Below are 22,200 nucleotides of genomic sequence, written 5' to 3'. Positions count from 1 at the left end.
GCCTACTGCGCGCCGCCGATGTGGTGCACCCGGAGCATGTTCGTCGTGCCCGGGACGCCGGGGGGCGAGCCGGCCGTGATGATGACGATCTCGCCCGGGTTGAAGCGGTTGATCTTGGCGATCTCCTGGTCGACCATGTCGACCATCTCGTCCGTGGTGTTCACGAAGGGGACCACGTGGGACTCCACGCCCCAGCTGAGAGCCAGCTGGTTGCGGGTGTTCTCGTCCGTCGTGAAGGCGATGATCGGCTGCTGGGCGCGGTAGCGCGACAGACGGCGGGCGGTGTCGCCGGACTGGGTGAAGGCCACCAGGCCGCGGCCGCCCAGGAAGTCGGCGATCTCGCAGGCCGCGCGGGCCACCGAACCGCCCTGCGTGCGGGGCTTCTTGCCAGGGACGAGGGGCTGCAGGCCCTTGGAGAGCAGCTCCTCCTCGGCCGCGGTGACGATCTTCGACATCGTCTTCACGGTCTCGATCGGGTACGCGCCGACCGAGGACTCCGCCGACAGCATGACCGCGTCCGCGCCGTCCAGGATCGCGTTGGCCACGTCGGAGGCCTCGGCGCGGGTGGGACGGGAGTTGGTGATCATCGACTCCATCATCTGGGTCGCCACGATCACCGGCTTGGCGTTGCGGCGGCACAGCTCGATGAGGCGCTTCTGCACCATCGGGACCTTCTCGAGCGGGTACTCGACGGCCAGGTCGCCACGGGCCACCATGACGGCGTCGAACGCCATCACGACGTCCTCCATGTTGTCCACCGCCTGCGGCTTCTCCACCTTGGCGATGACGGGGACCCGGCGGCCCTCCTCGTCCATCACACGGTGGACGTCGGCCACGTCCTTGGCGTCCCGGACGAAGGACAGCGCGACCATGTCGCAGCCCATGCGCAGCGCGAAACGGAGGTCCTCGACGTCCTTCTCGGACAGCGCCGGGACGTTCACGGCGGCGCCGGGCAGGTTGATGCCCTTGTGGTCGGAGACGACACCGCCCTCGATGACGATCGTCTTGACCCGGGGACCGTCGACGTCCAGGACCTTCAGCTCGACGTTGCCGTCGTTGATGAGGATCTGGTCGCCGCGGGAGACGTCACCGGGCAGGCCCTTGTAGGTCGTCCCGCAGATGGTCTTGTCACCGGGGACGTCCTCGACGGTGATGACGAACTCGTCACCGCGCTCCAGCTCGACCGGACCCTCGGCGAAGGTCTCGAGGCGGATCTTCGGGCCCTGGAGGTCGGCGAGGACACCGATGGCCCGGCCGGTCTCCTTGGCGGCGGCACGGACACGGTCGTACCGCCCCTGGTGCTCGGCGTGCGAGCCGTGGCTGAAGTTGAAACGGGCCACGTTCATGCCGGCTTCGATCAGCGAGACCAGTTGCTCGTGGGAGTCGACCGCGGGGCCGAGAGTACAGACGATTTTCGAACGGCGCATGGGGCGATCCTATCGGTTTGTTTCGCTGCGGAATATTCCGTCTGGCGGAAGATACAAATGGGCGGAACGTCGCTCAACTGGGTTACCGCTCGGTCGCCAGGCATGGAACCGAAATCAATCCCGCCCGACCAGCGCGTAGGTCTGCGTCGCGATTTCCAGTTCCTCGTCGGTCGGCACCACGGCCACCTTCACCCGTGCGTCGGCGGGCGAGATCAGCCGCGGTTCGTCGCTCCGTACGGCGTTGAGCTCGCGGTCCACCGCCAGGCCCAGGGTCTCCAGGCCCGCCACGGCGGCCTCCCGCACCGGCGCCGCGTTCTCGCCGACCCCGGCGGTGAACGCGATCGCGTCCACCGTACCGAGAACGGCGTAATAGGCGCCGATGTACTTCTTCAGACGGTGAATGTAGATGTCGAAGGCGAGCTCGGCCCGCTCGTCCCCCTCGTCGATCCGGCGCCGAATCTCCCGCATGTCGTTGTCACCGCAGAGGCCCACCAGTCCGCTCTTCTTGTTGAGAAGAGTGTCGATTTCGTCGATGGACATTCCGCCAACGCGCGCCAAATGGAAGATGACGGCCGGATCGGTGTCTCCGGAGCGCGTACCCATCACGAGCCCCTCCAAAGGCGTCAGCCCCATCGAGGTGTCCACGCACCGTCCGCCCCGCACGGCGGACGCGGACGCGCCGTTGCCGAGGTGCAGCACGATCACGTTCACCTCTTGCGGCGACTTCCCCAGCAGTTCGGCCGTCGCCCGGGACACGTACGCGTGCGAGGTGCCGTGGAAGCCGTAGCGGCGGACGCGGTGCGCGTCGGCGGTCTCCACGTCGATCGCGTAGCGCGCGGCCGACTCCGGCATGGTGGTGTGGAACGCGGTGTCGAAGACGGCGACCTGGGGCAGGTCAGGGCGCAGCGCCCGCGCGGTGCGGATGCCGGTGAGGTTGGCCGGGTTGTGCAGCGGGGCGACCGGGATCAGCCGCTCGATCTCGGCGAGCACGGCCTCGTCGATCACCGTCGGCTCGGTGAAGGCCTTGCCGCCGTGCACGACCCGGTGCCCGATGGCGGCCAGCTCGGGGGAGTCCAGGCCCAGCCCGTCCTGCGACAGCTCCTCCGCCACGGCCTTCAGGGCGGCGTCGTGGTCGGCGATCGCGCCGGTCCGCTCACGGCTGTCCCCGCCGGTCGCGAGCGGCGTGTGCTTCAGCCGCGACGACTGCTCACCGATGCGCTCGACGAGCCCCGCCGCCAGCCGGCTGCTGTCCCGCATGTCGAGCAACTGGTACTTCACCGACGAGGAGCCGGAGTTGAGGACGAGGACGCGGGTGGCGCTCACTGGGCGGAAGCCTTCTCTGTCGATGCGGTCGATGCGGTCGAGGCGGTAGAAGTCGTTGAAGCGGTCGAAGCGGGGCCGGTGGCCGGGGTCTGGGCCTGGATCGCCGTGATGGCGACGGTGTTGACGATGTCCGAGACGAGGGCGCCCCGGGACAGGTCGTTGACGGGCTTGCGCAGGCCCTGGAGCACCGGGCCGACGGCGATCGCGCCGGCCGAGCGCTGCACGGCCTTGTAGGTGTTGTTGCCCGTGTTGAGGTCCGGGAAGATCAGCACCGTCGCCTGTCCGGCCACGTCCGACTCCGGCAGTTTGGTCTCCGCGACGGTCGGCTCGACGGCCGCGTCGTACTGGATCGGACCCTCGATCCTGAGGTCGGGCCGCCGCTGCCGTACCAGCTCGGTGGCCTCGCGCACCTTGTCGACGTCGGCACCCGAGCCGGACGTGCCGGTGGAGTACGAGAGCATCGCGATCCGCGGCTCCACGCCGAACTGCTCGGCGGTCGCGGCGGACTGGATGGCGATGTCGGCGAGCTGCACGGCGTTCGGGTCGGGGTTCACGGCACAGTCGCCGTACACCAGCACCTTGTCGGCGAGGCACATGAAGAAGACCGACGAGACGATGTCGGCGTCCGGCTTCGTCTTGATGATCTCGAAGGCCGGGCGGATCGTCGCCGCCGTGGAGTGCACCGACCCGGACACCATGCCGTCGGCGAGGCCCTCCTGGACCATCAGCGTGCCGAAGTAGTTCACGTCGGAGACCACGTCGTAGGCCAGCTCGACCGTGACGCCGCGGTGGGCCCGCAGGGCCGCGTACTTCTCGGCGAACGCGTCACGCAGTTCCGAGGTGGCCGGGTCGATCAGCCGGCAGTCGCCGAGGTCGATGCCGAGGTCGGCGGCCTTCTTGCGGATCTGGTCGACCGGGCCGAGCAGGGTGAGGTCGCACACGCCCCGGCGCAGCAGGACCTCGGCCGCGTGCAGCACGCGCGGCTCGGTGCCCTCGGGGAGCACGACCCGGCGCTTGTCGGAGCGGGCCGTCTCCAGGAGCTGGTGCTCGAACATCATCGGCGTGAGCCGGTCGCTGCTCGGTGCGGAGACCCGGCGGGCGAGCTCGGCGGTGTCCGCGTACCGCTCGAAGAGACCGAGCGCGGTCTCCGCCTTGCGCGGGGTGGCCGCGTTCAGCTTGCCCTCCAGGGCGAAGAGTTCGGCGGCGGTGGGGAAGCTGTTGCCGGGCACCGAGAGCACCGGGGTGCCGGGGGCGAGGCGGGCGGCGAGGGTGAGGATCTCGTCGCTCGGCACCTCGTTCAGGGTGAGCAGCACCCCGGCTATCGGCGGGGTGCCGGCGCTGTGCGCGGCGAGCGAGCCGACCACCAGGTCCGCACGGTCGCCCGGGGTGACCACCAGGCAGCCCGGGGTCAGGGCGTTCAGGAAGTTCGGCAGCATCGCGCCGCCGAACACGAAGTCCAGCGCGTCCCGGGCGAGCCCGGAGTCGTCGCCGAGGACGACCTTGGCGCCGAGCGCCTGGCCGATCTGGGCGACCGTGGGCGCGGCCAGGGCGGGCTCGTCCGGTACGACGTAGCAGGGCACCGGCATCCGGCCGCGCAGCCGCTCGGCGATCTCCTCGCGGTCCTCCCGGGCCACCCGGTTGGTGACCATGGCGAGGACGTCGCAGCCCAGGCTGTCGTAGGCCCGGTAGGCGTTGCGGGTCTCCGCGAGCACCGACTCCGCCTGCTGCCCCCGTCCGCCCACGACCGGGATCACGGAGGCGCCGAACTCGTTGGCGAGCCGGGCGTTGAGCGCGAGCTCGTCGGGGAGCTGGGTGTCGGCGAAGTCGGTGCCGAGGACCAGGACGACGTCGAAGTCGCGGGCCACCAGGTGGAAGCGGTCCACGAGGGTGGAGACCAGCTCGTCGGTGCCGCGCTCGGCCTGGAGCGCGGACGCCTCGTGGTAGTCGAGGCCGTAGACGGTGGCCGGGTCCTGGGAGAGCCGGTAGCGGGCGCGCAGCAGCTCGAAGAGCCGGTCGGGACTGTGGTGCACCAGCGGCCGGAACACCCCCACCCGGTCGACCTGCCGGGTCAGCAGCTCCATGACCCCCAGCTCGACGACCTGGCGGCCGTCGCCGCGGTCGATCCCGGTCACGTACACGCTGCGGGTCACGCGTGGTCTCCGTTCCGTCGCCTTCGGAAAAGTCGCTGTCATGAAAATCGCCCACCTAGGTGAGCGGAAACCCTCTTGACAATACCCCGATCGATGGATAAGGCGCCCGTCAGCACCGGATGCGACGGGGCTGCGCGGGACGTGAAAGAATCGGACCTGGCTCACCGGTATCAACAGCGAGCAGGAGACACAGCACGATGCGCATCGGAGTTCTCACCGCAGGCGGCGACTGCCCCGGCCTGAACGCCGTGATCCGGTCGGTCGTGCACCGCGCGGTCGACAACTACGGCGACGAGGTCATCGGCTTCGAGGACGGCTACTCCGGCCTGCTCGACGGCCGCTACCGCGCCCTCGACCTGGACAGCGTCAGCGGCATCCTGGCCCGCGGCGGCACCATCCTCGGCTCCTCCCGACTGGAGCGCGACCGGCTGCGCGAGGCGTGCGAGAACGCCTCGGACATGATCCACGAGTTCGGCATCGACGCGCTGATCCCGATCGGCGGCGAGGGCACCCTCACGGCCGCGCGGATGCTGTCCGACGCGGGCCTCCCGGTCGTCGGCGTCCCCAAGACGATCGACAACGACATCTCTTCCACCGACCGCACCTTCGGCTTCGACACCGCGGTCGGCGTGGCCACCGAGGCCATGGACCGCCTCAAGACCACCGCCGAGTCCCACCAGCGCGTGATGGTCGTCGAGGTCATGGGCCGGCACGCGGGCTGGATCGCCCTGGAGTCCGGCATGGCCGCCGGCGCCCACGGCATCTGCCTGCCCGAGCGCCCCTTCGACCCGGCCGACCTGGTCAAGATGGTCGAGGAGCGCTTCGCCCGCGGCAAGAAGTTCGCCGTGGTCTGCGTCGCCGAGGGCGCCCACCCCGCCGAGGGCAGCATGGACTACGGCAAGGGCGAGATCGACCAGTTCGGCCACGAGCGCTTCCAGGGCATCGGCACGGCCCTGGCGTACGAGCTGGAGCGCCGGCTCGGCAAGGAGGCCAAGCCGGTCATCCTCGGGCACGTGCAGCGTGGCGGCGTACCCACCGCGTACGACCGGGTCCTCGCCACCCGCTTCGGATGGCACGCGGTGGAGGCCGCGCACCGGGGCGAGTTCGGCAGGATGACCGCGCTCAAGGGCACCGACATCGTGATGGTGCCGCTCGCCCAGGCGGTCACCGAGCTGAAGACGGTCCCCAAGGACCGGATGGACGAGGCGGAGTCGGTCTTCTAGGCCTGCTACCGGACCTGCTTCCAGGCCTGTTTTACCGGGCCGGGGCGGCGGTTGCTACGGCCGTCCCTCGACCGCGTCCCAGAACCGCTCCACGATCCCGTCCAGGAACTCCTGGCCGGCCTCGCCGGAGCGTTCGCCGCCCCCGCCCCAGCTCAGGGTGGACACCATCTGCCCCTGGTACTGCCGGTGCAGTTCCATCAAGGCCTCCTCCACCAGATGCCGGTCCAGGGGGACGATCCTCACGATCTGACGGACGTACGCCTGCCAGCGGGTGCTGACCGCCCCGCGCAGGCATTCGGCGAGCCGCTTCTCGCGCCCCGTGACGGCGACGAAGTCCGGCAGGGTCAGCTCCAGCAGATCGGCGAGGGCGGCGGACTGGCGGTCGGTGCCGCGCCACTCGTCGTGCTCCTCCATGCCCAGGTAGGCGAGCAGTTCGAGTCCCACCGCGCGGGCGACGTCCTCGGGGGCGATGCCGCGTGCGACGCGGTGTTCGCGCAGGGTGCGGGGGCGGCCGATGAGTTCACCGGGGGAGCACCACAACACGCCCGCCAGGGCGGTGAGTTCCGGACTGGTCGGGCAGACGGTCCCGCGTTCCCAGGCGATGACGAGATCCGGGGTGGCGTAGGGCAGCCCGTACGAGACGCGCAGCCCGTAGGCCACGTGCTCGGGCCCCATGCCGAGGGCGACACGGAGTCTGCGGGCGGTGAGGTTGTCGAAGGGCGGTCCGGGCTGGTTCGGCAGGGCTGGGGGTCGGCGCACGGCCCACAAGTTAGGGAAGCGAACGGCCGGTGACTACGGTCTGTTCGGCCAGGAACACGGATTGTAGGAAGCTACGGTTTCGAGCGCGCATTCGGGCTGGTGGAAGATCCTCCGTCGTCCCGGCGGACGCGGTGGCGAGCAAGGCGCCGGGTGCCCGGACGGGTGTCCGGAGCGGGGTGCGATCTTCGAGCACGGGCTGAACGGCAAGGTAGAGAGGCATATGCGCGAGCGGCTGTCGCCGCCGGGCGCCCGGCACCTCGTGACCGTCGGCCCCGCCGGAGCGCCGCAGGTCTCGCCCATGCGGCCGGGCCTCGAAGGTGAGTACGCCATGGCCGACACGGCGCTCGGGCGGGAGAGGGAGGAAAACTCGCGGCGCAATCCGAACGTTTCCCTCTCCCACCCCGAGCCGCAGAATCCACGACTGCCGGTGGACGAGCGGCAGGTGAAGCTGGTGTGGGTATCCGGCGGAGTGGGGGCGGGAGTTGTCGGCCTCGGGTCGCGGGCGCCTCTCGCGGTCGGGGCCGGGGTGAGGAGCTCGGGGTTCGTCACCCCTTGACCGCCCCGCCCAGGGCGAACCCGCCTCCCAGCCGCCGGGCGACCAGTACGTACAGCAGGATCACCGGTGTCGAGTAGACAATCGAGAACGCGGCGAGCTGGCCGTAGGCCACCATGCCGCGGTTGCCGAAGAACTCGTTGATGCTGACGGACGCCGGCATCTGGTCCGGGGTGAGCAGCAGCATGAACGGGACGAAGAAGTTGCCCCACATCATGACGAAGGAGAAGACGGTCACGACCGCGACCCCGGGTCCCATGAGGGGCAGCACGATCCGGATCAGGGACTGGAGGGTGCCCGCGCCGTCCGTCCAGGCCGCCTCCTCCAGCTCCTTCGGCACGCCGTCCATGAAGTTCTTCATCAGCCAGATGGCGAACGGGAGTTGGGAGGCGGCGAAGAACAGGATCGTGCCCTGGAGGGTGTCGATCAGGTCGACCTGCACGAAGAGGGCGTAGACCGGGACCATGATCGCCGTGATGGGCAGGCTGGTGGCGAACAGGATCGACAGCAGGAACGGCCGGTTGAGGCGGGAGCGGAAGCGGGACAGGGGGTAGGCCGCGAGGGCCGCGCAGACCACCGTCAGCAGGGTCGCCCCGCCGCACAGGACGAGGCTGTTGAGCAGCGGGGTGAAGGTGATCTCCGAGGTCAGGATCGCGTCGAAGTTCCCGAGCGTGAGCCCGTCCGGGACCTTCACCCGAAGGTCGGCGTGCGGGTCCAGCGCCGACAGCGCCACCCAGGCGAGCGGCAGCACGAAGGCGGCGGCGACCACCAACAGGCCCGCGTCGGCGGCCAGTCGGCGGTTGCGGCGACGGTCGGCGAGGGACGCCCCGGCCATGGTCACACCTCCGTCCGCAGCAGGCGCATGTAGACCACCGAGAAGAGGGACCCCACCAGGAGCAGCAGCAGGGCCACCGCGGTGCCGTAGCCGATCATGCTGTTCTGGAAGGCCTGTTCGTACATGAACAGGGGCAGGGTCTGGCTCCTGTCGCCCGGACCGCCCCTGGTCATCACCCAGATCAGCCCGAAGACCGACAGGGTCTGGAGGGTGTTGAGCATCAGGTTCGTGCCGATGGAGCGCCGGATCATCGGCAGGGTGATGTGCCACATCCGGCGCCAGCCGCCCGCCCCGTCGACCTCGGCGGCCTCCGTGATCTCCTTCGGGATCTCGTTCAGGGCCGCCGTGTAGACCAGCATGGAGAAGGCGGTGCCCCGCCACACGTTCGCGAAGGACACCGCCAGGATCGGCAGGGTGAACAGCCAGTTCTGGGACGGCAGACGGAGCAGGTCGAGCACGGCGTTCAGGGTGCCCTCCTTGCGGAAGAAGGCGTAGAGGAGGAAGCCCGCCACGACCTCGGGCAGCACCCACGCGGTGATGACGATGCCGCCCGTGAGCGTGCGCACGGGCTTCGAGGCGCGCTGCATCAGCGAGGCGAGGGCCAGGCCCAGGGTGTTCTGCCCGACCAGCGACGACACGACCGTGAACACCAGCGTCAGCCATACGGCGTTGAGGAACTCCTCGTCCCCGAACGCCGTACGGAAGTTCTCGAAGCCGACGAACGACGACTCGGCCTGGCCGGTCAACTGCAGGTCGGTGAAGGCGATCCAGGCGCAGTAGGCGATCGGACCGGCGAGGAAGAGGAGCAGCAGGACGAGGGCGGGGGTGAGGGGGAGGGCACGGGTGAGGGAGCGCGGGTTCACTTTTCGATCACTTGGTTGTCCGTGGCCTCCTTGAGCGCGACGTCGTAGCCCTTGGCCGCCTCCTCGACGGGGACGTCACCGGTCGTCACGCCCTCCATCGCCTCCTGGATCGCGGTGGAGACCTTCGGGTACGCCGGGTAGGCGGGCCGGTAGTGGGTGCTCGCGACCAGGTCGGTGAAGAACTTGATCCCGGGCTGGGCCTTGGCGTACGCCGGGTCCTCGGCCACGTCCTCGCGCACCGAGATACCGGAGTTGGCGACGTACCACTTCTGGGCGTTGGCCTTCGTCTGCATGGTCTTCACGAACTCGAAGGCGAGGTCGGGGTTGCCCGCCTTGGCCGGGACCGCCCAGGTCCAGCCGCCGGACATGCTCACCTTGCCGGGGGCCTGCCCGTGCTGGGTCGGCATGTACGCGAGCCCCAGCTCGCTGGACCACTCGGGCCATTCGTGGCCGCTGCCGGGCAGCCAGTCCTGCGGGAGCCAGGAGCCGTCCAGGTTGATGCCCAGCTTGCCCTTGGGGAGCAGGTCGCCGCGGACGATGGTCTGGATGTTGGGGTCGAGAGCGGTGGAGACGTCCGGGCCGAGCTTCTCCCGGTAGACGGTCTCGACGAAGGACAGGGCGTCCTTGAAGCCCTGACTGCCGGCGATCCACTTCCTGGCGGACTCGTCGTACAGGCGGTCCTCGGTGCCGTAGAGCAGCATCTCGAAGCCCTGCATGGTGGCGGCCTCGCCCGCGGGTTTGCCGGTGTAGACGTTGAGGGGGGTGACGTCCGGGACCCTGCGCTTGATGGTGCGGGCGGCGTCCAGGACCTCGTCCCAGGTCTTCGGCTGCCAGTCGGCGGGCAGGCCCGCCTTGGCGAAGATCCCCTTGTCGAACCAGAGCCCGCGGGTGTCCGTGCCGTCGGGGACGCCGTACGTCTTGCCGTCCTCGGCCTTCGCGGCGGCCTTCGCGGTGTCGATGAACCGGTTCCAGTCGGGCCACTTGGCGAGGTAGGCGTCGAGCGGCTTCAAGTAGCCGCTGGTGATGTCGGAGTTGATGAGGAAGGTGTCCTCGTAGACGAGGTCGGGGGCGGTCTTCGCGGAGCGGAGCATCTGCTGGAGCTTGGTGTAGTACTCCGAGTCCGGGGCCTTGATCGGGACGAGCTCGACCTTCTTGCCGGGGTGGGCCTTCTCGAACTGCTTCTTCACGTCCGCCAGGTAGTCGTCCATCACGTGGACCGAGTTGTCGGTGGACTGTTTGAACGAGACCTTCACGGTGTCCGGATCGCTCCCGGAACCGCCGCCGCAGGCGGTGAGGGCGGACGCGGCGAGGGCGGTGACGAGCAGGGAGGGGAGTACGGCGGTGGGGCGCACGGGCATGACCTCCTACGGGCTCACGTCGTTGTGGCCGGGACGGCTGCCGTGTGAACGTAAGTGGAGTGGTCTAGTCCCGTCAATGACCTTGCAGCGGCCGGGACTTGCCGGGCGGCGGTCCGGGACGGCGGAGTGCCTGCCCTACTGCCCCCTGACCCACCGGTACTGCAACTCCGGCCGCCCCACCGTCCCGTACTGCGGACTGCGTGCCGCCCGGCCCGCGTCGACCAGATGCTCCAGGTAGCGGCGGGCCGTGATCCGGGAGATGCCGACCACCTCGGCGAGACCGGTCGCCGTGAGCCCCTCCGCGCAGTCCCGCAGCGCCACCGTCACCCGCTCCAGGGTCGGCGCGCTGAGCCCCTTGGGCAGGGCGGCCGGACCCGGGGCCCGCAGCGTGGCCAGCGCGCGGTCCACCTCGTCCTGACCGCTCGCCTCACCGGCCGCCGCGTGGAACTCCGCGTACCGGATCAGCCGGTCCCGAAGGGTGGCGAAGGTGAACGGCTTCAGTACGTACTGCACGACTCCGAGGGAGACGCCCTCGCGGACGATCGTCAGGTCCCGGGCCGACGTCACCGCTATCACGTCCGCCTGATGCCCGGCCGCGCGCAGCGAACGGGCGAGCTGGAGGCCGTGCCCGTCCGGCAGGTGCAGGTCGAGCAGGAGCAGGTCGACGGCCGTACGGTCCAGGAGACGACGGGCCTCGGCGCCGGTGTGCGCCTTGCCGACGGCCGTGAAGCCGGGCACGCGGTTGACGTACAGGACGTGCGCGTCGGCGGCGACCGGGTCGTCCTCGACGACCAGGACACGGATGGGCTGCTGACCGGTCATGCGTCGCCTCCGGGGACGGGGGCGGGAACGGGGGCACCGTGCTGGGCCGGGCGGTCACTGGAGGCGGGGGAGCCGTCGGGTTCCGTGCCGTTGCCCGGGGCCGTGGAGCCCTCCGGGGCCGGAGCCCCTGCCTCGGTCCCGGTCTCGCCTCCGAGCGGCAGCCGTACCTCGAACTCGGCGCCGCCCCCCTCCGCCTCCGTCACGGTCAGGGTGCCCTTGCAGCGGTTGACCGTCTGCCGTACGAGCGCCAGGCCCAGCCCGCGGCCGCCCGGGCCCGCCGGCTTCGTCGAGAAGCCCCGCTGGAACACCGTCTCGACGTGGGCCGGATCAACGCCCGCGCCGGTGTCCGAGACCCTCAGCACCAGCCCGCGGCCGGCCGTGCCCGCCGAGCCGTCGGCGCCCGCCCCGCCCTCCGGGCCCGCCGTGTACGCCGTCACCGTCACCCGTGCCCGGACGCTGCCCTGGGCCGCGTCCACCGCGTTGTCGATGAGGTTGCCGAGGATGGTGACCAGGTCCCGGGCCGGGAGGCTCTCCGGCAGCAGTCCGTCGTCCAGGCGGCTGTCCTCCGAGACGACCAGCTCCACGCCCCGCTCGTTCGCCTGTGCGGTCTTGCCCAGCAGGAGGGCGGCCAGGACGGGCTCGCCGACCGCCGCCACGACCTGGTCGGTCAGGGCCTGCGCCAGTTCCAGTTCGGCGGTCGCGAAGTCCACCGCCTGTTCCGCGCGGCCCAGTTCGATCAGGGAGACGACCGTGTGCAGCCGGTTCGCCGCCTCGTGGGCCTGGGAGCGCAGCGCCTGGGTGAAGCCCCGCTCGGAGTCCAACTCGCCCATCAGGGACTGGAGTTCGGTCACGTCGCGCAGGGTGACCACCGTGCCGCGCTGCTCTCCGCCGGAGACCGGGGAGGTGTTGACGACCAGCACCCGCGTGGACGTCAGGTGGACCTCGTCGACCCGCGGCTCCGAGGAGAGCAGCGCACCGGTCAGCGGCGCCGGCAGCCCGAGGTCCGCCACCGACCGCCCGACCACACCGTCCTGCGAGGACACCCCGAGCAGCTCCCGTCCGCCGTCGTTGATCAGCGCGACACGGTACTGCCCGTCCAGCATCAGCAGCCCCTCGCGAACCGCGTGCAGGGTTGCCTGGTGGTAGTCGTGCATCCGGCTGAGCTCGGTCGCGTTCATGCCGTGCGTGTGGCGGCGCAGGCGGGCGTTGACGACGTACGTGCCGATGGCGCCGAGCGCGAGCGCGCCGCCCGCGACCGCGAGCAGGGCGGTGAGCTGGCCCTGCACCCGTTCGCTGATCTTCTCGACCTGGATGCCGGCGCTGACCAGGCCGATGACGTGTCCCTTGTCGTCCTTGACGGGGGTGACCGCCCGGACCGAGGCGCCCAGGGTGCCGGTGTAGGTCTCCGTGAAGGTCTCGCCCTTCAGCGCGCGCTCGGTGTTGCCGAGGAAGTGCTTGCCGATCTGGTTCTCGTCGGGGTGGGTCCAGCGGATGCCCTGCGGACTCATGATGGTGACGAAGTCGACCTCGGTGTCGGCCATGACCCTGAGCGCGTACGGCTGGAGTTCGGCCGTCGGTCTCGGCGTGCCTATCGCCTCCCGCACGGACGGCGAGTCCGCGACCGCCCGCGCCACCGCCCTGGCCTGACTGCGCGCCGCGTCCTCGGCCTGCCCCCGGTCGCTGACGTAGGTGAACAGCGCGTACCCCGCCACGAGCACGGCGATCAGCACGGCCTGCATGGCGAAGAGCTGGGCCGCCAGGCTGCGGGGTCTCGGTACGGCGATGCGCATGCCGTCAGTGTGCCCCATGGCCGATTTTGACCGCTGCCCTCGCGACGGGGCCGGTGGCCCGGCGCTCCGGGAGGCCTGTCGGTGAACTCAATGAACGGAAGGGTGACCGCCCTCACAGGGCGGGAGATAGTCACGGCATTCCTTCAAAAGCCCGGACGTGAGCCGCACGCCGGTCATGCCGACGAAGACGTCAAGGAGGGCAGCCGTGGCCGCCAGTACCCCCGATACGGCACCCGCAGTCAAAAAGGACCGCACGCACTACCTGTACATCGCGGTGATCGTCGCGGTCGCCCTCGGTATCACCGTCGGCCTGGTCGCACCCGACTTCGCGGTCGAGCTGAAGCCGATCGGCACCGGGTTCGTGAACCTGATCAAGATGATGATCTCGCCGATCATCTTCTGCACGATCGTGCTCGGTATCGGATCGGTACGGAAGGCCGCCAAGGTCGGCGCCGTCGGCGGCATCGCGCTGATCTACTTCACGATCATGTCGCTGGTCGCGCTCGGCATCGGCCTGGTCGTCGGCAACATCCTGGACCCGGGCACCGGTCTCGCCGTGACCGACGCGGTCAAGGACGTCGGCCACGCGCAGGTCGACGCGGAGGCCAAGGACACCACCGAGTTCCTGCTCGGCATCATCCCGACCACGTTCGTCTCCGCCTTCACCGAGGGCGAGGTGCTCCAGACCCTGCTGATCGCGCTGCTCGTCGGGTTCGCGCTCCAGGCGATGGGTCCGGTCGGACAGCCGGTCCTGCGCGGTGTCGAGCACATCCAGCGGCTCGTCTTCCGGGTCCTCGCCATGGTGATGTGGGCCGCCCCGGTCGGCGCCTTCGGTGCGATGGCCGCCGTCGTGGGCTCGGCGGGCGTCGACGCCCTGAAGGACCTCGCGCTCCTGATGGTCGGCTTCTACACCACCTGCGTCCTGTTCGTCTTCATCGTGCTCGGCACGCTGCTGCGGCTGGTCGCGGGCCTCAACATCCTGACGCTCTTCAAGTACCTCGGCCGTGAGTTCCTGCTGATCCTGTCGACCTCCTCCTCCGAGTCCGCGCTGCCGCGGGTCATCGCGAAGATGGAGCACCTGGGTGTCAGCAAGCCGGTGGTCGGCATCACCATCCCGACCGGCTACTCCTTCAACCTCGACGGCACCATGATCTACATGACCATGGCCTCGCTGTTCATCGCCGACGCCATGGGCACCCCGATGTCGATCGGCGAGCAGATCCCGCTGCTGCTCTTCCTGTTCGTCGCCTCGAAGGGCGCCGCCGGTGTCACGGGTGCCGGTCTCGCGACCCTGGCCGGTGGCCTCCAGTCGCACAAGCCCGCCCTGGTGGACGGCATCGGCCTGATCGTCGGCATCGACCGCTTCATGAGCGAGGCGCGCGCCCTGACCAACTTCGCGGGCAACGCCGTCGCCACCGTCCTGATCGGCACCTGGACCAAGGAGATCGACCGCGAGCGCGTCGACCAGGTGCTCGCCGGTCACCTGCCCTTCGACGAGAAGACGCTCCTCGACCACGACGACGAAGTCCCGGCGGCGGACATCCCCGAGCAGGGCGGCGAGAAGGAGCTGGCCAAGGCCTGACCGGCCGGACGCCGGAGCCGACGTGGACGCCGGAGCCGGCGCTGACGCCGGACGCCGGGAGCCGGTGGCCACTGGGCCACGCAGAGCTGAGCCGGGCCCGACCTGAACCCGGGCCCGGCTCCCCACCCCGGGCGGCCGAGTACTCCCCCCGTGGCTCGGCCGCCCGGGCCCCCTTCCCGAGCGGGATTCAGCCGCTCAGCTTCGCCACCAGCGCGGTGGCCAGAGAGGCGGGTACGCCCGCCGCGGTCAGAACGGTGACCGCGGTGGAGCGGCCCGCCTCTTCCGCGTCCAGCAGCCCGTCGTTCACCGCCTCCATGACCGCGAACATCATCTGCTCGTGGACGTACGCCAGCGCGGGCGCGGGCAGCGGGGAGACGAAGACGCCCTCGTCCAGGCCGCGCTGGAGCAGTTCGGCGCAGGCCGCGCGCACGGGCGCCAGCCGCTCGCGGATGCCCTGCACGGTGACGCTGCGCTGGGCGAGCGCGACCAGGATGCGATAGCGGTCGGCGACCTCCCAGACCGCGAGCACGGAGCCCGCCACGGCCTGCGCCAGGTCCTCGGTCCCCTCGCGCCCCGCCGCGTGCGCGGCCGCCACCGCCTCCACAGCCCCGTCGACGAGGGTGCCGATCAGCGCCTCACGGCTCGGGAAATGGCCGTACACGGTCCGTCGTACGACGCCCGCGGCGCGCGCGATCTGGTCCATGGACGCGTCGGGGTCGCGCAGCAGTTCGGCGAGCGCGATGTCGAGGATGCGGCGCCGGTTGGCGTCGGCGCGGCTGGAGTGGCCCGTGGTCATGGCCGTCATTGTGCCCCTCCCCACCGGACTTGCACACCGTTGTGCAGTGAGCGTACATTGCACAGTGTTGAGCAAATGCACATCACTGTGCAAGTCCGCTGAGGAAGGCCACCCCTGCCATGCGACTCGTCATGACCGAACCGGTCGAGAAGATGGAGCGCCCCTACGCCCGCCGCTGGTGGGCACTCCTCGTCCTCTGCCTCAGCCTGCTGATCATCGTGATGGCGAACACCGCCCTCACGGTCGCCGCCCCCGACATGACCGAGGACCTCGGGCTGTCGAGCGCCGACCTCCAGTGGGTCATCGACGGCTACACCGTGCCGTACGCGGCCCTGATGCTGCTGCTCGGCGCGATCGGCGACAAGTACAGCCGCCGCGGCGCGCTCCTGCTCGGGCTCGGCGTCTTCGGCGGCGGCGCGGTCTTCGGCTCCTTCGCCGGCAGCGCCACGACGGTCATCGCGGCCCGCGCGGTGATGGGCACCGGTGCCGCGATGATCATGCCGGCCACGCTGTCCCTGCTCGCCGCGACCTTCCCGCGCGGGGAGCGGGCCAAGGCGATCACCGTGTGGACCGCCACCTCCGGTGTGGCGATCGCGGCCGGTCCGCTGGTCGCGGGCGCGCTCCTGGAGCAGCACGCCTGGACCTCGACGTTCCTGATCAACGTCCCGGTCGCGGCCGTCGCCATCGTGGCCGCGCTCGCCCTCGTCCCGCCCTCCAGGGCCGCCGAGCACGGCCGCATCGACTACGTCGGCGGACTGCTGTCGGTCGTCTGGATCGGCGCGCTGGTCTACATGATCATCGAGGGGCCGCACTTCGGCTGGCACGCCAAGGCGATCGCCGCCGCGGTGGTCGCGGGGGCCGGCCTCGCGCTCTTCGTCGCCTGGGAGCTGCGCCACCCGCGCCCCGTCGTCGACGTGCGCCGCTTCGCCGACCGCGGCTTCGCGGGCTCCAACCTCGCCGTCGCCCTGTTCTTCCTGGCCGTCTTCGGCGCCTTCTACTACCTCACCCAGCACCTCCAGTTCGTCCTCGGCTACAGCGCCCTGGAGACCGGCCTGCGCATGCTGCCGCTCGCCGGCGCGGTCTTCGCGGGCTCCGCCCTGACCGGGTTCCTCACCCCGCGGGTCGGCATGAAGTGGACGGTCACCGCCGGCATGGTCGGCGGCACCACGGCCCTCGCCCTGCTCACCCGGATCGACGCCGGTTCGTCCTACGGCGACTTCGTCGCGCCCCTGATCGTGCTGGGCCTGGCGATCGGCCTCGCCCTCTCGCCCGCCACGGACGCGATCATGGGCGCCTTCCCCGAGTCCGAACTGGGCGTCGGCGGCGCGGTGAACGACACCTCGATCGAACTCGGCGGCTCCCTCGGCATCGCGATCCTCGGCTCCCTGCTGGCCACCTCCTACTCGGACCACCTCTCCGACGCCACCGCGGGCAGCAGGCTCCCCGCGTCCGCCCTGGCCGGTGCCCAGGACTCGGTCGGCGCCGGGTACACGGTCGCGCAGGGCATCGGCGAGCAGGCCCGCAGGGCCGCCGAGCGGGCCGCGCAGGCCACCGACCCCCAGCAGGCGGCCCAGCTCAAGGCGCAGGCCGACCAACTCGCCTCCGGCGCCCGGCAGATGGCGGACGCGGTCGGCTCGTCCTTCTCCGACGCGGTGGCGCACACCAGCCTGGTCGGAGCGATCGTGCTGGGCGCCGGGACGGTACTGGTGGCGGTGCTGCTGCCGGGCCGGAAGCCCGCGGAGACCGCACCCCGGGCCGAGCGGGAGAAGGAGCTGGCGGGCACCCGCTGACTCACCGGACTCTTACCCCGCCCCACTAGCGTGCCGTCCCCGGACGGCACGCTCTTGGTTGCGGAGGCGCGGGGGATGAAGATCGACTGGGACCGGCGGACGTGCGCCCGCCGCGGCCATGTGACCTACGCGCCCGACGAACCCCGCCTGCGGGAGCGGCTGTACGCCGGGACCGCCCTCGGCGCGGCCTGGCGCTGTCTGCGCTGCGGCGACTTCGTCCTCGGCGAGCCGCACGGCTCGGGACCCGCGGAGCACGCGCCCCTGGTGCCGCGCGGCAAGGTGCTCAGGGACCTGTTCGTGCTGCGCTTCCTCGCGGTCGAGCGGGCGGTGCGCGGGGTGTTCGTCGTACTGGCCGCGCTGGCGGTGTGGAAGTTCAGCAACAGCCGGGACGCGGTGCGCCGGCTCTTCGACGAGTACCTGGACGTCTTCCGTCCGGTGTTCCGGCACTTCCACTACGACCTCGACCACTCGCCGGTCGTCGACACCGTCCGCAGGACGTTCGGGTACCGGCACGGCACCCTCGTCCTCGTGGCCGTGCTGCTGCTGGCGTACGCCGTCGTCGAGCTCGTCGAGGCGGTCGGCCTCTGGTACGCCAGGCGCTGGGCGGAGTACCTGACGGTGGTCGCGACCGCCGCGTTCCTCCCGCTGGAGGTCTACGAGCTCACCGAGCGCGTCAGTGGACTGAAGATCGCCACCCTGCTCCTCAACATCCTCGCCGTCCTCTACATCCTCCTGGCCAAGCGCCTGTTCGGCCTGCGCGGCGGCCACCGGGCCTTCGAGGCGGAACGGCACAGCGCATCGCTGCTGGAGGTCGAGGAGGCGGGCGGGGTGCGGGAGTTCAGCGCATCCAGTCAGGCGTCGGGACGCCGGTGAAGCCGTTCCAGGCCCGGCAGTAGGCACGTGAGTGCGGGCCGAGGGCCGGCCAGACGGAGCGGAGGTCGAAGCCCTTGTCCCAGGCGTTCAGCAGCGCCTCGAAGAATCCGGTGGCGACGGCGCTGCCGTACCGCTCGCCGTCGGCCGCCTGAACTTCTTCCAGGCGCCGGAACAGCGCGCGGGTCTGCTCCGGGGTGAGGTCGGCCGAGCGCTCGGCGAAGACGCGTCCGAGTGCGGCCAGCCGGACCGTCAGGGGCGGGACCTCGTCGCCGTCCTGCGCCGCGGGGCCCCGCCAGCTCCGGATCTCGGCACGGTCGGCCTCCGCCAGGACCTCACTGACGCCCGTCAGCTTTTCCCACCAGGCCGGGGTCGTCATCGTTGCCCTCTCCGTCGGTGTCCGCACGGAGCCACACCCTAGGCCCATGGATCGGTGATCTCCCGCAGCAGGGTCAGTGCCTCGCGGAGCTGCTGCATGCGGCGCCTGCCCAGGTGTTCCTCCCACTCCTTCTCCACCTCCGCGACCACTCCGTCGGCGACCTCCTTCGCCGCCCGCGCCTTCGCCGCGCCCCGCACCAGCCGGGCCCGCTTGTCGGTGGGGTCCGGGACGCGGGTGACATAGCCGGCTTTCTCGAGCTGGTCGACCAGGAAGCCGGCGGTCTGCTTGGTGATCTGGGCCTGCTCGGCCAGTTCCGTCAGCCGGGTCCCGTCGGGGCCGATCCGCTGCATGACCCGGGCCTGGGCGGGTGTGAAGTCGTCGAAGCCGGCTTCCGCGAGCGCGGCGAAGATTCGATTCTCCAGGGCCCGGTACGGGAGGAACAGGAGCACACCCGTGTTGAGCTCGCTCTCCGCCACCATCGTCGACGCTCCCTCGCACTGCTTGACATTGGTCAGAGTCTCTGACTACTTTGGTCAGAGAAGCTTACCACTTGAGTGGGTGATTCCCGTGGGTGCAGTGCTGGACACCGACGAGCTCTGGCAGTTCGTCGACCGGGAGCGGGCGAGCCTGGCCGACCTGCTGGAGGGCCTGAGCCCGGAGGAGTGGGAGACGCGCACCCGGTGCGGGGACTGGCGGGTGCGGGACGTCGCCGCGCACCTGACGATCGCGGCGCGCTTCTCCCGCGGCCGGGTCGTCCGCGAGATGGTCCGCGCCCGGGGGAACTGGAACCGGATGATCCATGACTCGGCGGTCCGCGAGGCGGAGCAGCCGGTGGCCGCGATCGTCGCCGACCTGCGCTCGATCGTCGGCTCCCGCCGCCTCGCGCCGACCACCTCACCGCACGAACCCCTGCTCGACCTGCTCGTCCACGGCCAGGACATCGCCCTCGCCCTCGGGCGGGAGCGCGCGGTCCCGGCGGTCGCGGCCCGGGACGCCGCCGAGCGGGTGTGGACCATGCGTTTCCCGCCGCGCCCCTGGCCCCTGCCGAAGGCGCGGCTCGTGGCCACCGACATCGAGTGGACACGCGGGGCCGGCGAGGAGATCCGCGGTCCGATCGCCTCCCTGCTCCTGCTGCTCACCGGCCGCCCCGAAGCGGCCCGGCAGTGGGCCGAGCGCACCGGGGAGCCGTGGACGGGGGTCACGGCTTCCCGGTGACGGGGTGGTGACGGGGGCGGGCGCGGGTGCCCCGCCCGCGCCCTCTTCCGCCGCCCTACCGGCCGTTCACGAGTGCCTGCCCGGTTCCGAGTGTCTCGGCCACGGCCCGCGGCAGCCACCGCCGTACGTCGTCGAAGGTGAACCCGAGCCGGGTGGCGCGGGTGTTGTCCATGCCGTAGGCGCGGGTGAAGGAGAACGGCGAGACCTCGCCGACCTCGACCAGCCGGAGGAGGGTCTTCCCCTCGGGGAAGTGCGCGGCGACCGCCCGGCACAGCTCCTCGGTGCCCAGCAGCCCGTGGGAGGCCGCGTTCACCGGCCCGGTGAAGTCCTGGCCCACCGTCCAGGCGAGGAAGCCGGCGATCTCGTCGACGTGGACGAAGGTGGCGGGCTGGTTGTCGACCGGGACGGCGACGGGCTCGCCGGTGCGGATGCGGCCGGCGTAATGGGCGAGCCTTCCGGTGAAGTCGTCGGCGCCGCCCAGCACGTGCGCCACGCGGACCGTCGTGAAGGGAAAGGCGGGGTCCGTCGAGAAAACGGATTCCGCCTGCCGCTTTCCCTCGCCGTAATGGGAATCGAGGAATGCGGGGTCGTCCCAGGGGAGACGGAGATCGACGGACACGGTCGTCGGGTCGACGGCGTCCTCCCGGACGAGGGCGATCGAGTCCTCGTACTCGTAGACCTCCACCGTCGAGGTCATCACATAGCGCCGGGTCCGTCCGGCGAGGACCCGGCGGGCGATCGCCGCCTGGCGCGGGGTGTAGCAGACCATGTCGACGACGACGTCGAACGAACGTGCGTCCAGCGCGGCGCGCAACGCGCTCTCGTCGTCGCGGTCGGCGACCAGGTGAGCCGCCCCGGGAGGGGGTGCGGACGAACCCCGGTTGAGGACCGTGACCCGGTCGCCGGCGGCCAGCAGACGGGCGACCAGGCGCTTGCCGACATACCGGCTGCCGCCGATGACCAGTACCTCTCGTGGCGTTTCCATGACCATAATTCTCCTGGCGCACATCCGGATACTGAAGGGGCAACCATGGGAGTTCAGGCGGCAGTGCCGAAGGAACCACGGCGTCTGCGTCCTGCCGCCGACGAAACCTCGGTCGCCTTCGACGCGCTCGACCGGCAGATCCTGGAGCTCCTCCAGACCGACGGCCGGATCAAGCTCAGCGAGCTGGGCCGCCGGGTGCGGCTGAGCCCGGCGGCGGTCACCGAGCGGGTGCGGCGGCTGGAGGCGGCGGGCGTGATCGGCGGCTACGGCGCCCACGTGGTCCCGGCCCGGCTCGGCTACGGCATCCAGGCGTTCATCCGGGTCAGCCCGCACGGCGGCTACACCCTGCGCCATCCGCGGACCCTGGAGCTGATGGAGCGCCCCGAGATCACCGAAGTGCACCACGTGGTCGGTGAGGACTGCTGGATCCTCAAGGTCGCCGTCCGCGACACCGTGCACTTGGAGGAGGTCCTCGAGGAGGTCTCCGCCCTCGGCCGCACCACGACGTCGATCGTGCTGACCTCTCCCATGCAGCGCAAACCGCTCTTGCCTTGACGTCGGCGTCAAGGATTACGTTCGTGGCATGCGAATCGGCGAGCTGGCCGCACGGGCCGGGACCACGACGCGGACGCTGCGCTACTACGAGGCGCGGGGTCTGCTGCCCGCGCGGCGCGGACACAACGGATACCGGACCTACGACGAGGACGACCTGAAGCTGCTCCGGCAGATCCGGACGCTCCAGGACTTCGGGTTCGACCTGGAGGAGACGCGGCCCTTCGTGGAGTGTCTGCGGGCCGGCCACCCCGAGGGCGACTCGTGTCCCGCCTCGCTCGCGGTCTACCGGCGCAAGCTCGGCGAACTGGACGCGCTGATCGGTGAGTTGCAGACCGTGCGCGCCCAGGTCGGGCAGCAGCTGGAGCGGGCCGAGCGGGCGCGTGCCGAACTGGCCGCCGACGCCGAGGTTCCGGGCGGTCCGGAGCCGGTGTGCGAACTGGGAGGGGACCACAGGTGATCAGGGCAGCGGGTGTGGCCGAGGTGACGGACGCGGACTTCGGGACGGAGGTGCTCGGAGCGGAGCTGCCGGTGCTGGTGGAGTTCACCGCCGACTGGTGCCCGCCGTGCCGGCAGATGGGGCCGGTGCTCACGGCTCTCGCCGCGGAGGAGGGGGAGCGGCTGAAGGTGGTGCAGCTGGACGTCGACACCAATCCGCTGACCACGAACGCCTACAAGGTGCTGTCGATGCCCACCTTCATGGTGTTCCGGGGCGGGGAGCCCGTCCGGTCGATGGTGGGGGCGCGGCCCAAGCGGCGGCTGCTGGAGGAGCTGGCGGACGTCCTGTGAGCTGACGGAATACGAGAAATCCCCCGGGCGATTGCGCCCGGGGGATTTCTTTGCGTATATTCAATGATTCGCGACTTCACCGGAATGAAGTCGCAAAGAAGCTCAGTGAGCACAGTATATCCGGGCGGGAGTGGAATTG

General features: G+C 70.7%; 22 protein-coding genes. 9 read left to right on the top strand and 13 right to left on the bottom strand.

Annotated elements, in window-relative coordinates:
* Positions 1 to 2 precede the first annotated feature (2 nt).
* The 3 genes from pyk to pta form a co-directional block, all read right to left on the bottom strand.
* A complete protein-coding gene (pyk, locus tag AOJ26_RS02035; protein WP_053846403.1) occupies positions 3 to 1,427 on the bottom strand; it encodes a pyruvate kinase in 1,425 nt (474 codons plus the stop codon).
* Between the two features lie 114 nt (positions 1,428 to 1,541).
* Positions 1,542 to 2,750 carry an acetate kinase gene (locus tag AOJ26_RS02030; RefSeq protein WP_053846402.1) on the bottom strand — a complete coding sequence of 403 codons (1,209 nt, stop codon included), beginning with the start codon at positions 2,748 to 2,750 and terminating at the stop codon, positions 1,542 to 1,544.
* The gene (gene pta / locus AOJ26_RS02025) at positions 2,747 to 4,900 is read right to left on the bottom strand and encodes a phosphate acetyltransferase (protein WP_053846401.1); all 2,154 of its coding nucleotides are present in this window, start codon (positions 4,898 to 4,900) and stop codon (positions 2,747 to 2,749) included. The genes AOJ26_RS02030 and pta overlap by 4 nt, the downstream gene beginning before the upstream one ends.
* A 197-nt stretch (positions 4,901 to 5,097) precedes the next feature.
* Between pta and AOJ26_RS02020 the strand changes: the two genes are divergently transcribed.
* Positions 5,098 to 6,123: an ATP-dependent 6-phosphofructokinase gene (locus tag AOJ26_RS02020; RefSeq protein ID WP_053846400.1), complete on the top strand. Its 1,026-nt coding sequence runs from the start codon at positions 5,098 to 5,100 to the stop codon at positions 6,121 to 6,123.
* Between the two features lie 54 nt (positions 6,124 to 6,177).
* Here the strand turns inward: AOJ26_RS02020 and AOJ26_RS02015 are convergent, their stop codons facing one another.
* Positions 6,178 to 6,882: a helix-turn-helix domain-containing protein gene (locus tag AOJ26_RS02015; RefSeq protein WP_086723868.1), complete on the bottom strand. Its 705-nt coding sequence runs from the start codon at positions 6,880 to 6,882 to the stop codon at positions 6,178 to 6,180.
* A 328-nt stretch (positions 6,883 to 7,210) separates the two neighbouring features.
* Between AOJ26_RS02015 and AOJ26_RS02010 the strand changes: the two genes are divergently transcribed.
* Positions 7,211 to 7,438, top strand: coding sequence for a hypothetical protein (locus AOJ26_RS02010; RefSeq protein ID WP_159044192.1), 228 nt, complete (start codon positions 7,211 to 7,213; stop codon positions 7,436 to 7,438).
* Here AOJ26_RS02010 and AOJ26_RS02005 read toward each other — a convergent pair.
* From AOJ26_RS02005 to AOJ26_RS01985, 5 genes are all read right to left on the bottom strand, one after another.
* Positions 7,428 to 8,270 carry a carbohydrate ABC transporter permease gene (locus AOJ26_RS02005; RefSeq protein ID WP_053846397.1) on the bottom strand — a complete coding sequence of 281 codons (843 nt, stop codon included), beginning with the start codon at positions 8,268 to 8,270 and terminating at the stop codon, positions 7,428 to 7,430. The genes AOJ26_RS02010 and AOJ26_RS02005 overlap by 11 nt on opposite strands.
* A gap of 2 nt (positions 8,271 to 8,272) precedes the next feature.
* Entirely contained in the window at positions 8,273 to 9,133 is an 861-nt protein-coding gene (locus AOJ26_RS02000; RefSeq protein WP_053846396.1) for a carbohydrate ABC transporter permease, read from the bottom strand.
* Positions 9,130 to 10,491, bottom strand: coding sequence for an extracellular solute-binding protein (locus AOJ26_RS01995; protein WP_053846395.1), 1,362 nt, complete (start codon positions 10,489 to 10,491; stop codon positions 9,130 to 9,132). Before AOJ26_RS01995 ends, AOJ26_RS02000 begins: the two co-directional genes overlap by 4 nt.
* A gap of 135 nt (positions 10,492 to 10,626) precedes the next feature.
* Positions 10,627 to 11,313, bottom strand: coding sequence for a response regulator (locus tag AOJ26_RS01990; protein WP_053846394.1), 687 nt, complete (start codon positions 11,311 to 11,313; stop codon positions 10,627 to 10,629).
* Positions 11,310 to 13,103, bottom strand: a complete 1,794-nt coding sequence (locus AOJ26_RS01985) for a sensor histidine kinase (RefSeq protein ID WP_053846393.1) — start codon at positions 13,101 to 13,103, stop codon at positions 11,310 to 11,312. The genes AOJ26_RS01990 and AOJ26_RS01985 overlap by 4 nt, the downstream gene beginning before the upstream one ends.
* Before the next feature lie 175 nt (positions 13,104 to 13,278).
* Between AOJ26_RS01985 and AOJ26_RS01980 the strand changes: the two genes are divergently transcribed.
* Complete coding sequence (locus AOJ26_RS01980) at positions 13,279 to 14,685, top strand: cation:dicarboxylate symporter family transporter (RefSeq protein WP_053846416.1); 1,407 nt, start codon at positions 13,279 to 13,281, stop codon at positions 14,683 to 14,685.
* A 187-nt stretch (positions 14,686 to 14,872) separates the two neighbouring features.
* Here AOJ26_RS01980 and AOJ26_RS01975 read toward each other — a convergent pair whose 3' ends face one another.
* Entirely contained in the window at positions 14,873 to 15,481 is a 609-nt protein-coding gene (locus tag AOJ26_RS01975) for a TetR/AcrR family transcriptional regulator (protein ID WP_053846415.1), read from the bottom strand.
* A gap of 119 nt (positions 15,482 to 15,600) precedes the next feature.
* Between AOJ26_RS01975 and AOJ26_RS01970 the strand changes: the two genes are divergently transcribed.
* Positions 15,601 to 17,271: an MFS transporter gene (locus AOJ26_RS01970; protein ID WP_053846392.1), complete on the top strand. Its 1,671-nt coding sequence runs from the start codon at positions 15,601 to 15,603 to the stop codon at positions 17,269 to 17,271.
* A 75-nt stretch (positions 17,272 to 17,346) separates the two neighbouring features.
* Entirely contained in the window at positions 17,347 to 18,144 is a 798-nt protein-coding gene (locus AOJ26_RS01965) for a DUF2127 domain-containing protein (RefSeq protein WP_053846391.1), read from the top strand.
* Here AOJ26_RS01965 and AOJ26_RS01960 read toward each other — a convergent pair.
* A complete protein-coding gene (locus AOJ26_RS01960) occupies positions 18,110 to 18,520 on the bottom strand; it encodes a hypothetical protein (protein ID WP_053846390.1) in 411 nt (136 codons plus the stop codon). The genes AOJ26_RS01965 and AOJ26_RS01960 overlap by 35 nt on opposite strands.
* A 38-nt stretch (positions 18,521 to 18,558) precedes the next feature.
* The gene (locus AOJ26_RS01955) at positions 18,559 to 18,999 is read right to left on the bottom strand and encodes a MarR family winged helix-turn-helix transcriptional regulator (protein WP_053846389.1); all 441 of its coding nucleotides are present in this window, start codon (positions 18,997 to 18,999) and stop codon (positions 18,559 to 18,561) included.
* Between the two features lie 79 nt (positions 19,000 to 19,078).
* On the opposite strand from AOJ26_RS01955, the gene AOJ26_RS01950 reads away from it, so the two are divergent.
* On the top strand, positions 19,079 to 19,735 hold the full coding sequence (locus AOJ26_RS01950; protein WP_053846388.1) for a maleylpyruvate isomerase family mycothiol-dependent enzyme: 657 nt from the start codon (positions 19,079 to 19,081) through the stop codon (positions 19,733 to 19,735).
* A 55-nt stretch (positions 19,736 to 19,790) separates the two neighbouring features.
* Here the strand turns inward: AOJ26_RS01950 and AOJ26_RS01945 are convergent, their stop codons facing one another.
* Complete coding sequence (locus tag AOJ26_RS01945) at positions 19,791 to 20,720, bottom strand: NAD-dependent epimerase/dehydratase family protein (RefSeq protein ID WP_078959702.1); 930 nt, start codon at positions 20,718 to 20,720, stop codon at positions 19,791 to 19,793.
* A 45-nt stretch (positions 20,721 to 20,765) separates the two neighbouring features.
* On the opposite strand from AOJ26_RS01945, the gene AOJ26_RS01940 reads away from it, so the two are divergent.
* From AOJ26_RS01940 to AOJ26_RS01930, 3 genes are read left to right on the top strand one after another with little or no spacing between them, the layout of a single operon-like run.
* Positions 20,766 to 21,275 carry an Lrp/AsnC family transcriptional regulator gene (locus AOJ26_RS01940; protein ID WP_179200225.1) on the top strand — a complete coding sequence of 170 codons (510 nt, stop codon included), beginning with the start codon at positions 20,766 to 20,768 and terminating at the stop codon, positions 21,273 to 21,275.
* Positions 21,276 to 21,303: 28 nt separating this feature from the next.
* Complete coding sequence (locus AOJ26_RS01935) at positions 21,304 to 21,732, top strand: MerR family transcriptional regulator (protein WP_053846386.1); 429 nt, start codon at positions 21,304 to 21,306, stop codon at positions 21,730 to 21,732.
* Complete coding sequence (locus tag AOJ26_RS01930) at positions 21,729 to 22,061, top strand: thioredoxin family protein (RefSeq protein ID WP_306300054.1); 333 nt, start codon at positions 21,729 to 21,731, stop codon at positions 22,059 to 22,061. Before AOJ26_RS01935 ends, AOJ26_RS01930 begins: the two co-directional genes overlap by 4 nt.
* The last annotated feature ends 139 nt before the right edge of the window (positions 22,062 to 22,200 follow it).

Source organism: Streptomyces sp. NRRL B-24085 (assembly GCF_001282115.1).
Taxonomy (GTDB): Bacteria; Actinomycetota; Actinomycetes; order Streptomycetales; family Streptomycetaceae; genus Streptomyces.
This window is presented reverse-complemented; position numbering and strand designations above follow the sequence as displayed.

Bases quoted from the DNA above. Each gene is read 5' to 3' on its own strand.
- pyk (WP_053846403.1), bottom strand. From the start codon at position 1,427: ATGCGCCGTTCGAAAATCGTCTGTACTCTCGGCCCCGCGGTCGACTCC.
- AOJ26_RS02020 (WP_053846400.1), top strand. From the start codon at position 5,098: ATGCGCATCGGAGTTCTCACCGCAGGCGGCGACTGCCCCGGCCTGAAC.
- AOJ26_RS02010 (WP_159044192.1), top strand. From the start codon at position 7,211: ATGGCCGACACGGCGCTCGGGCGGGAGAGGGAGGAAAACTCGCGGCGC.
- AOJ26_RS02005 (WP_053846397.1), bottom strand. From the start codon at position 8,270: ATGGCCGGGGCGTCCCTCGCCGACCGTCGCCGCAACCGCCGACTGGCC.
- AOJ26_RS01995 (WP_053846395.1), bottom strand. From the start codon at position 10,491: ATGCCCGTGCGCCCCACCGCCGTACTCCCCTCCCTGCTCGTCACCGCC.
- AOJ26_RS01990 (WP_053846394.1), bottom strand. From the start codon at position 11,313: ATGACCGGTCAGCAGCCCATCCGTGTCCTGGTCGTCGAGGACGACCCG.
- AOJ26_RS01985 (WP_053846393.1), bottom strand. From the start codon at position 13,103: ATGCGCATCGCCGTACCGAGACCCCGCAGCCTGGCGGCCCAGCTCTTC.
- AOJ26_RS01980 (WP_053846416.1), top strand. From the start codon at position 13,279: ATGCCGACGAAGACGTCAAGGAGGGCAGCCGTGGCCGCCAGTACCCCC.
- AOJ26_RS01975 (WP_053846415.1), bottom strand. From the start codon at position 15,481: ATGACCACGGGCCACTCCAGCCGCGCCGACGCCAACCGGCGCCGCATC.
- AOJ26_RS01970 (WP_053846392.1), top strand. From the start codon at position 15,601: ATGCGACTCGTCATGACCGAACCGGTCGAGAAGATGGAGCGCCCCTAC.
- AOJ26_RS01965 (WP_053846391.1), top strand. From the start codon at position 17,347: ATGAAGATCGACTGGGACCGGCGGACGTGCGCCCGCCGCGGCCATGTG.
- AOJ26_RS01960 (WP_053846390.1), bottom strand. From the start codon at position 18,520: ATGACGACCCCGGCCTGGTGGGAAAAGCTGACGGGCGTCAGTGAGGTC.
- AOJ26_RS01955 (WP_053846389.1), bottom strand. From the start codon at position 18,999: ATGGTGGCGGAGAGCGAGCTCAACACGGGTGTGCTCCTGTTCCTCCCG.
- AOJ26_RS01945 (WP_078959702.1), bottom strand. From the start codon at position 20,720: ATGGAAACGCCACGAGAGGTACTGGTCATCGGCGGCAGCCGGTATGTC.
- AOJ26_RS01940 (WP_179200225.1), top strand. From the start codon at position 20,766: ATGGGAGTTCAGGCGGCAGTGCCGAAGGAACCACGGCGTCTGCGTCCT.
- AOJ26_RS01935 (WP_053846386.1), top strand. From the start codon at position 21,304: ATGCGAATCGGCGAGCTGGCCGCACGGGCCGGGACCACGACGCGGACG.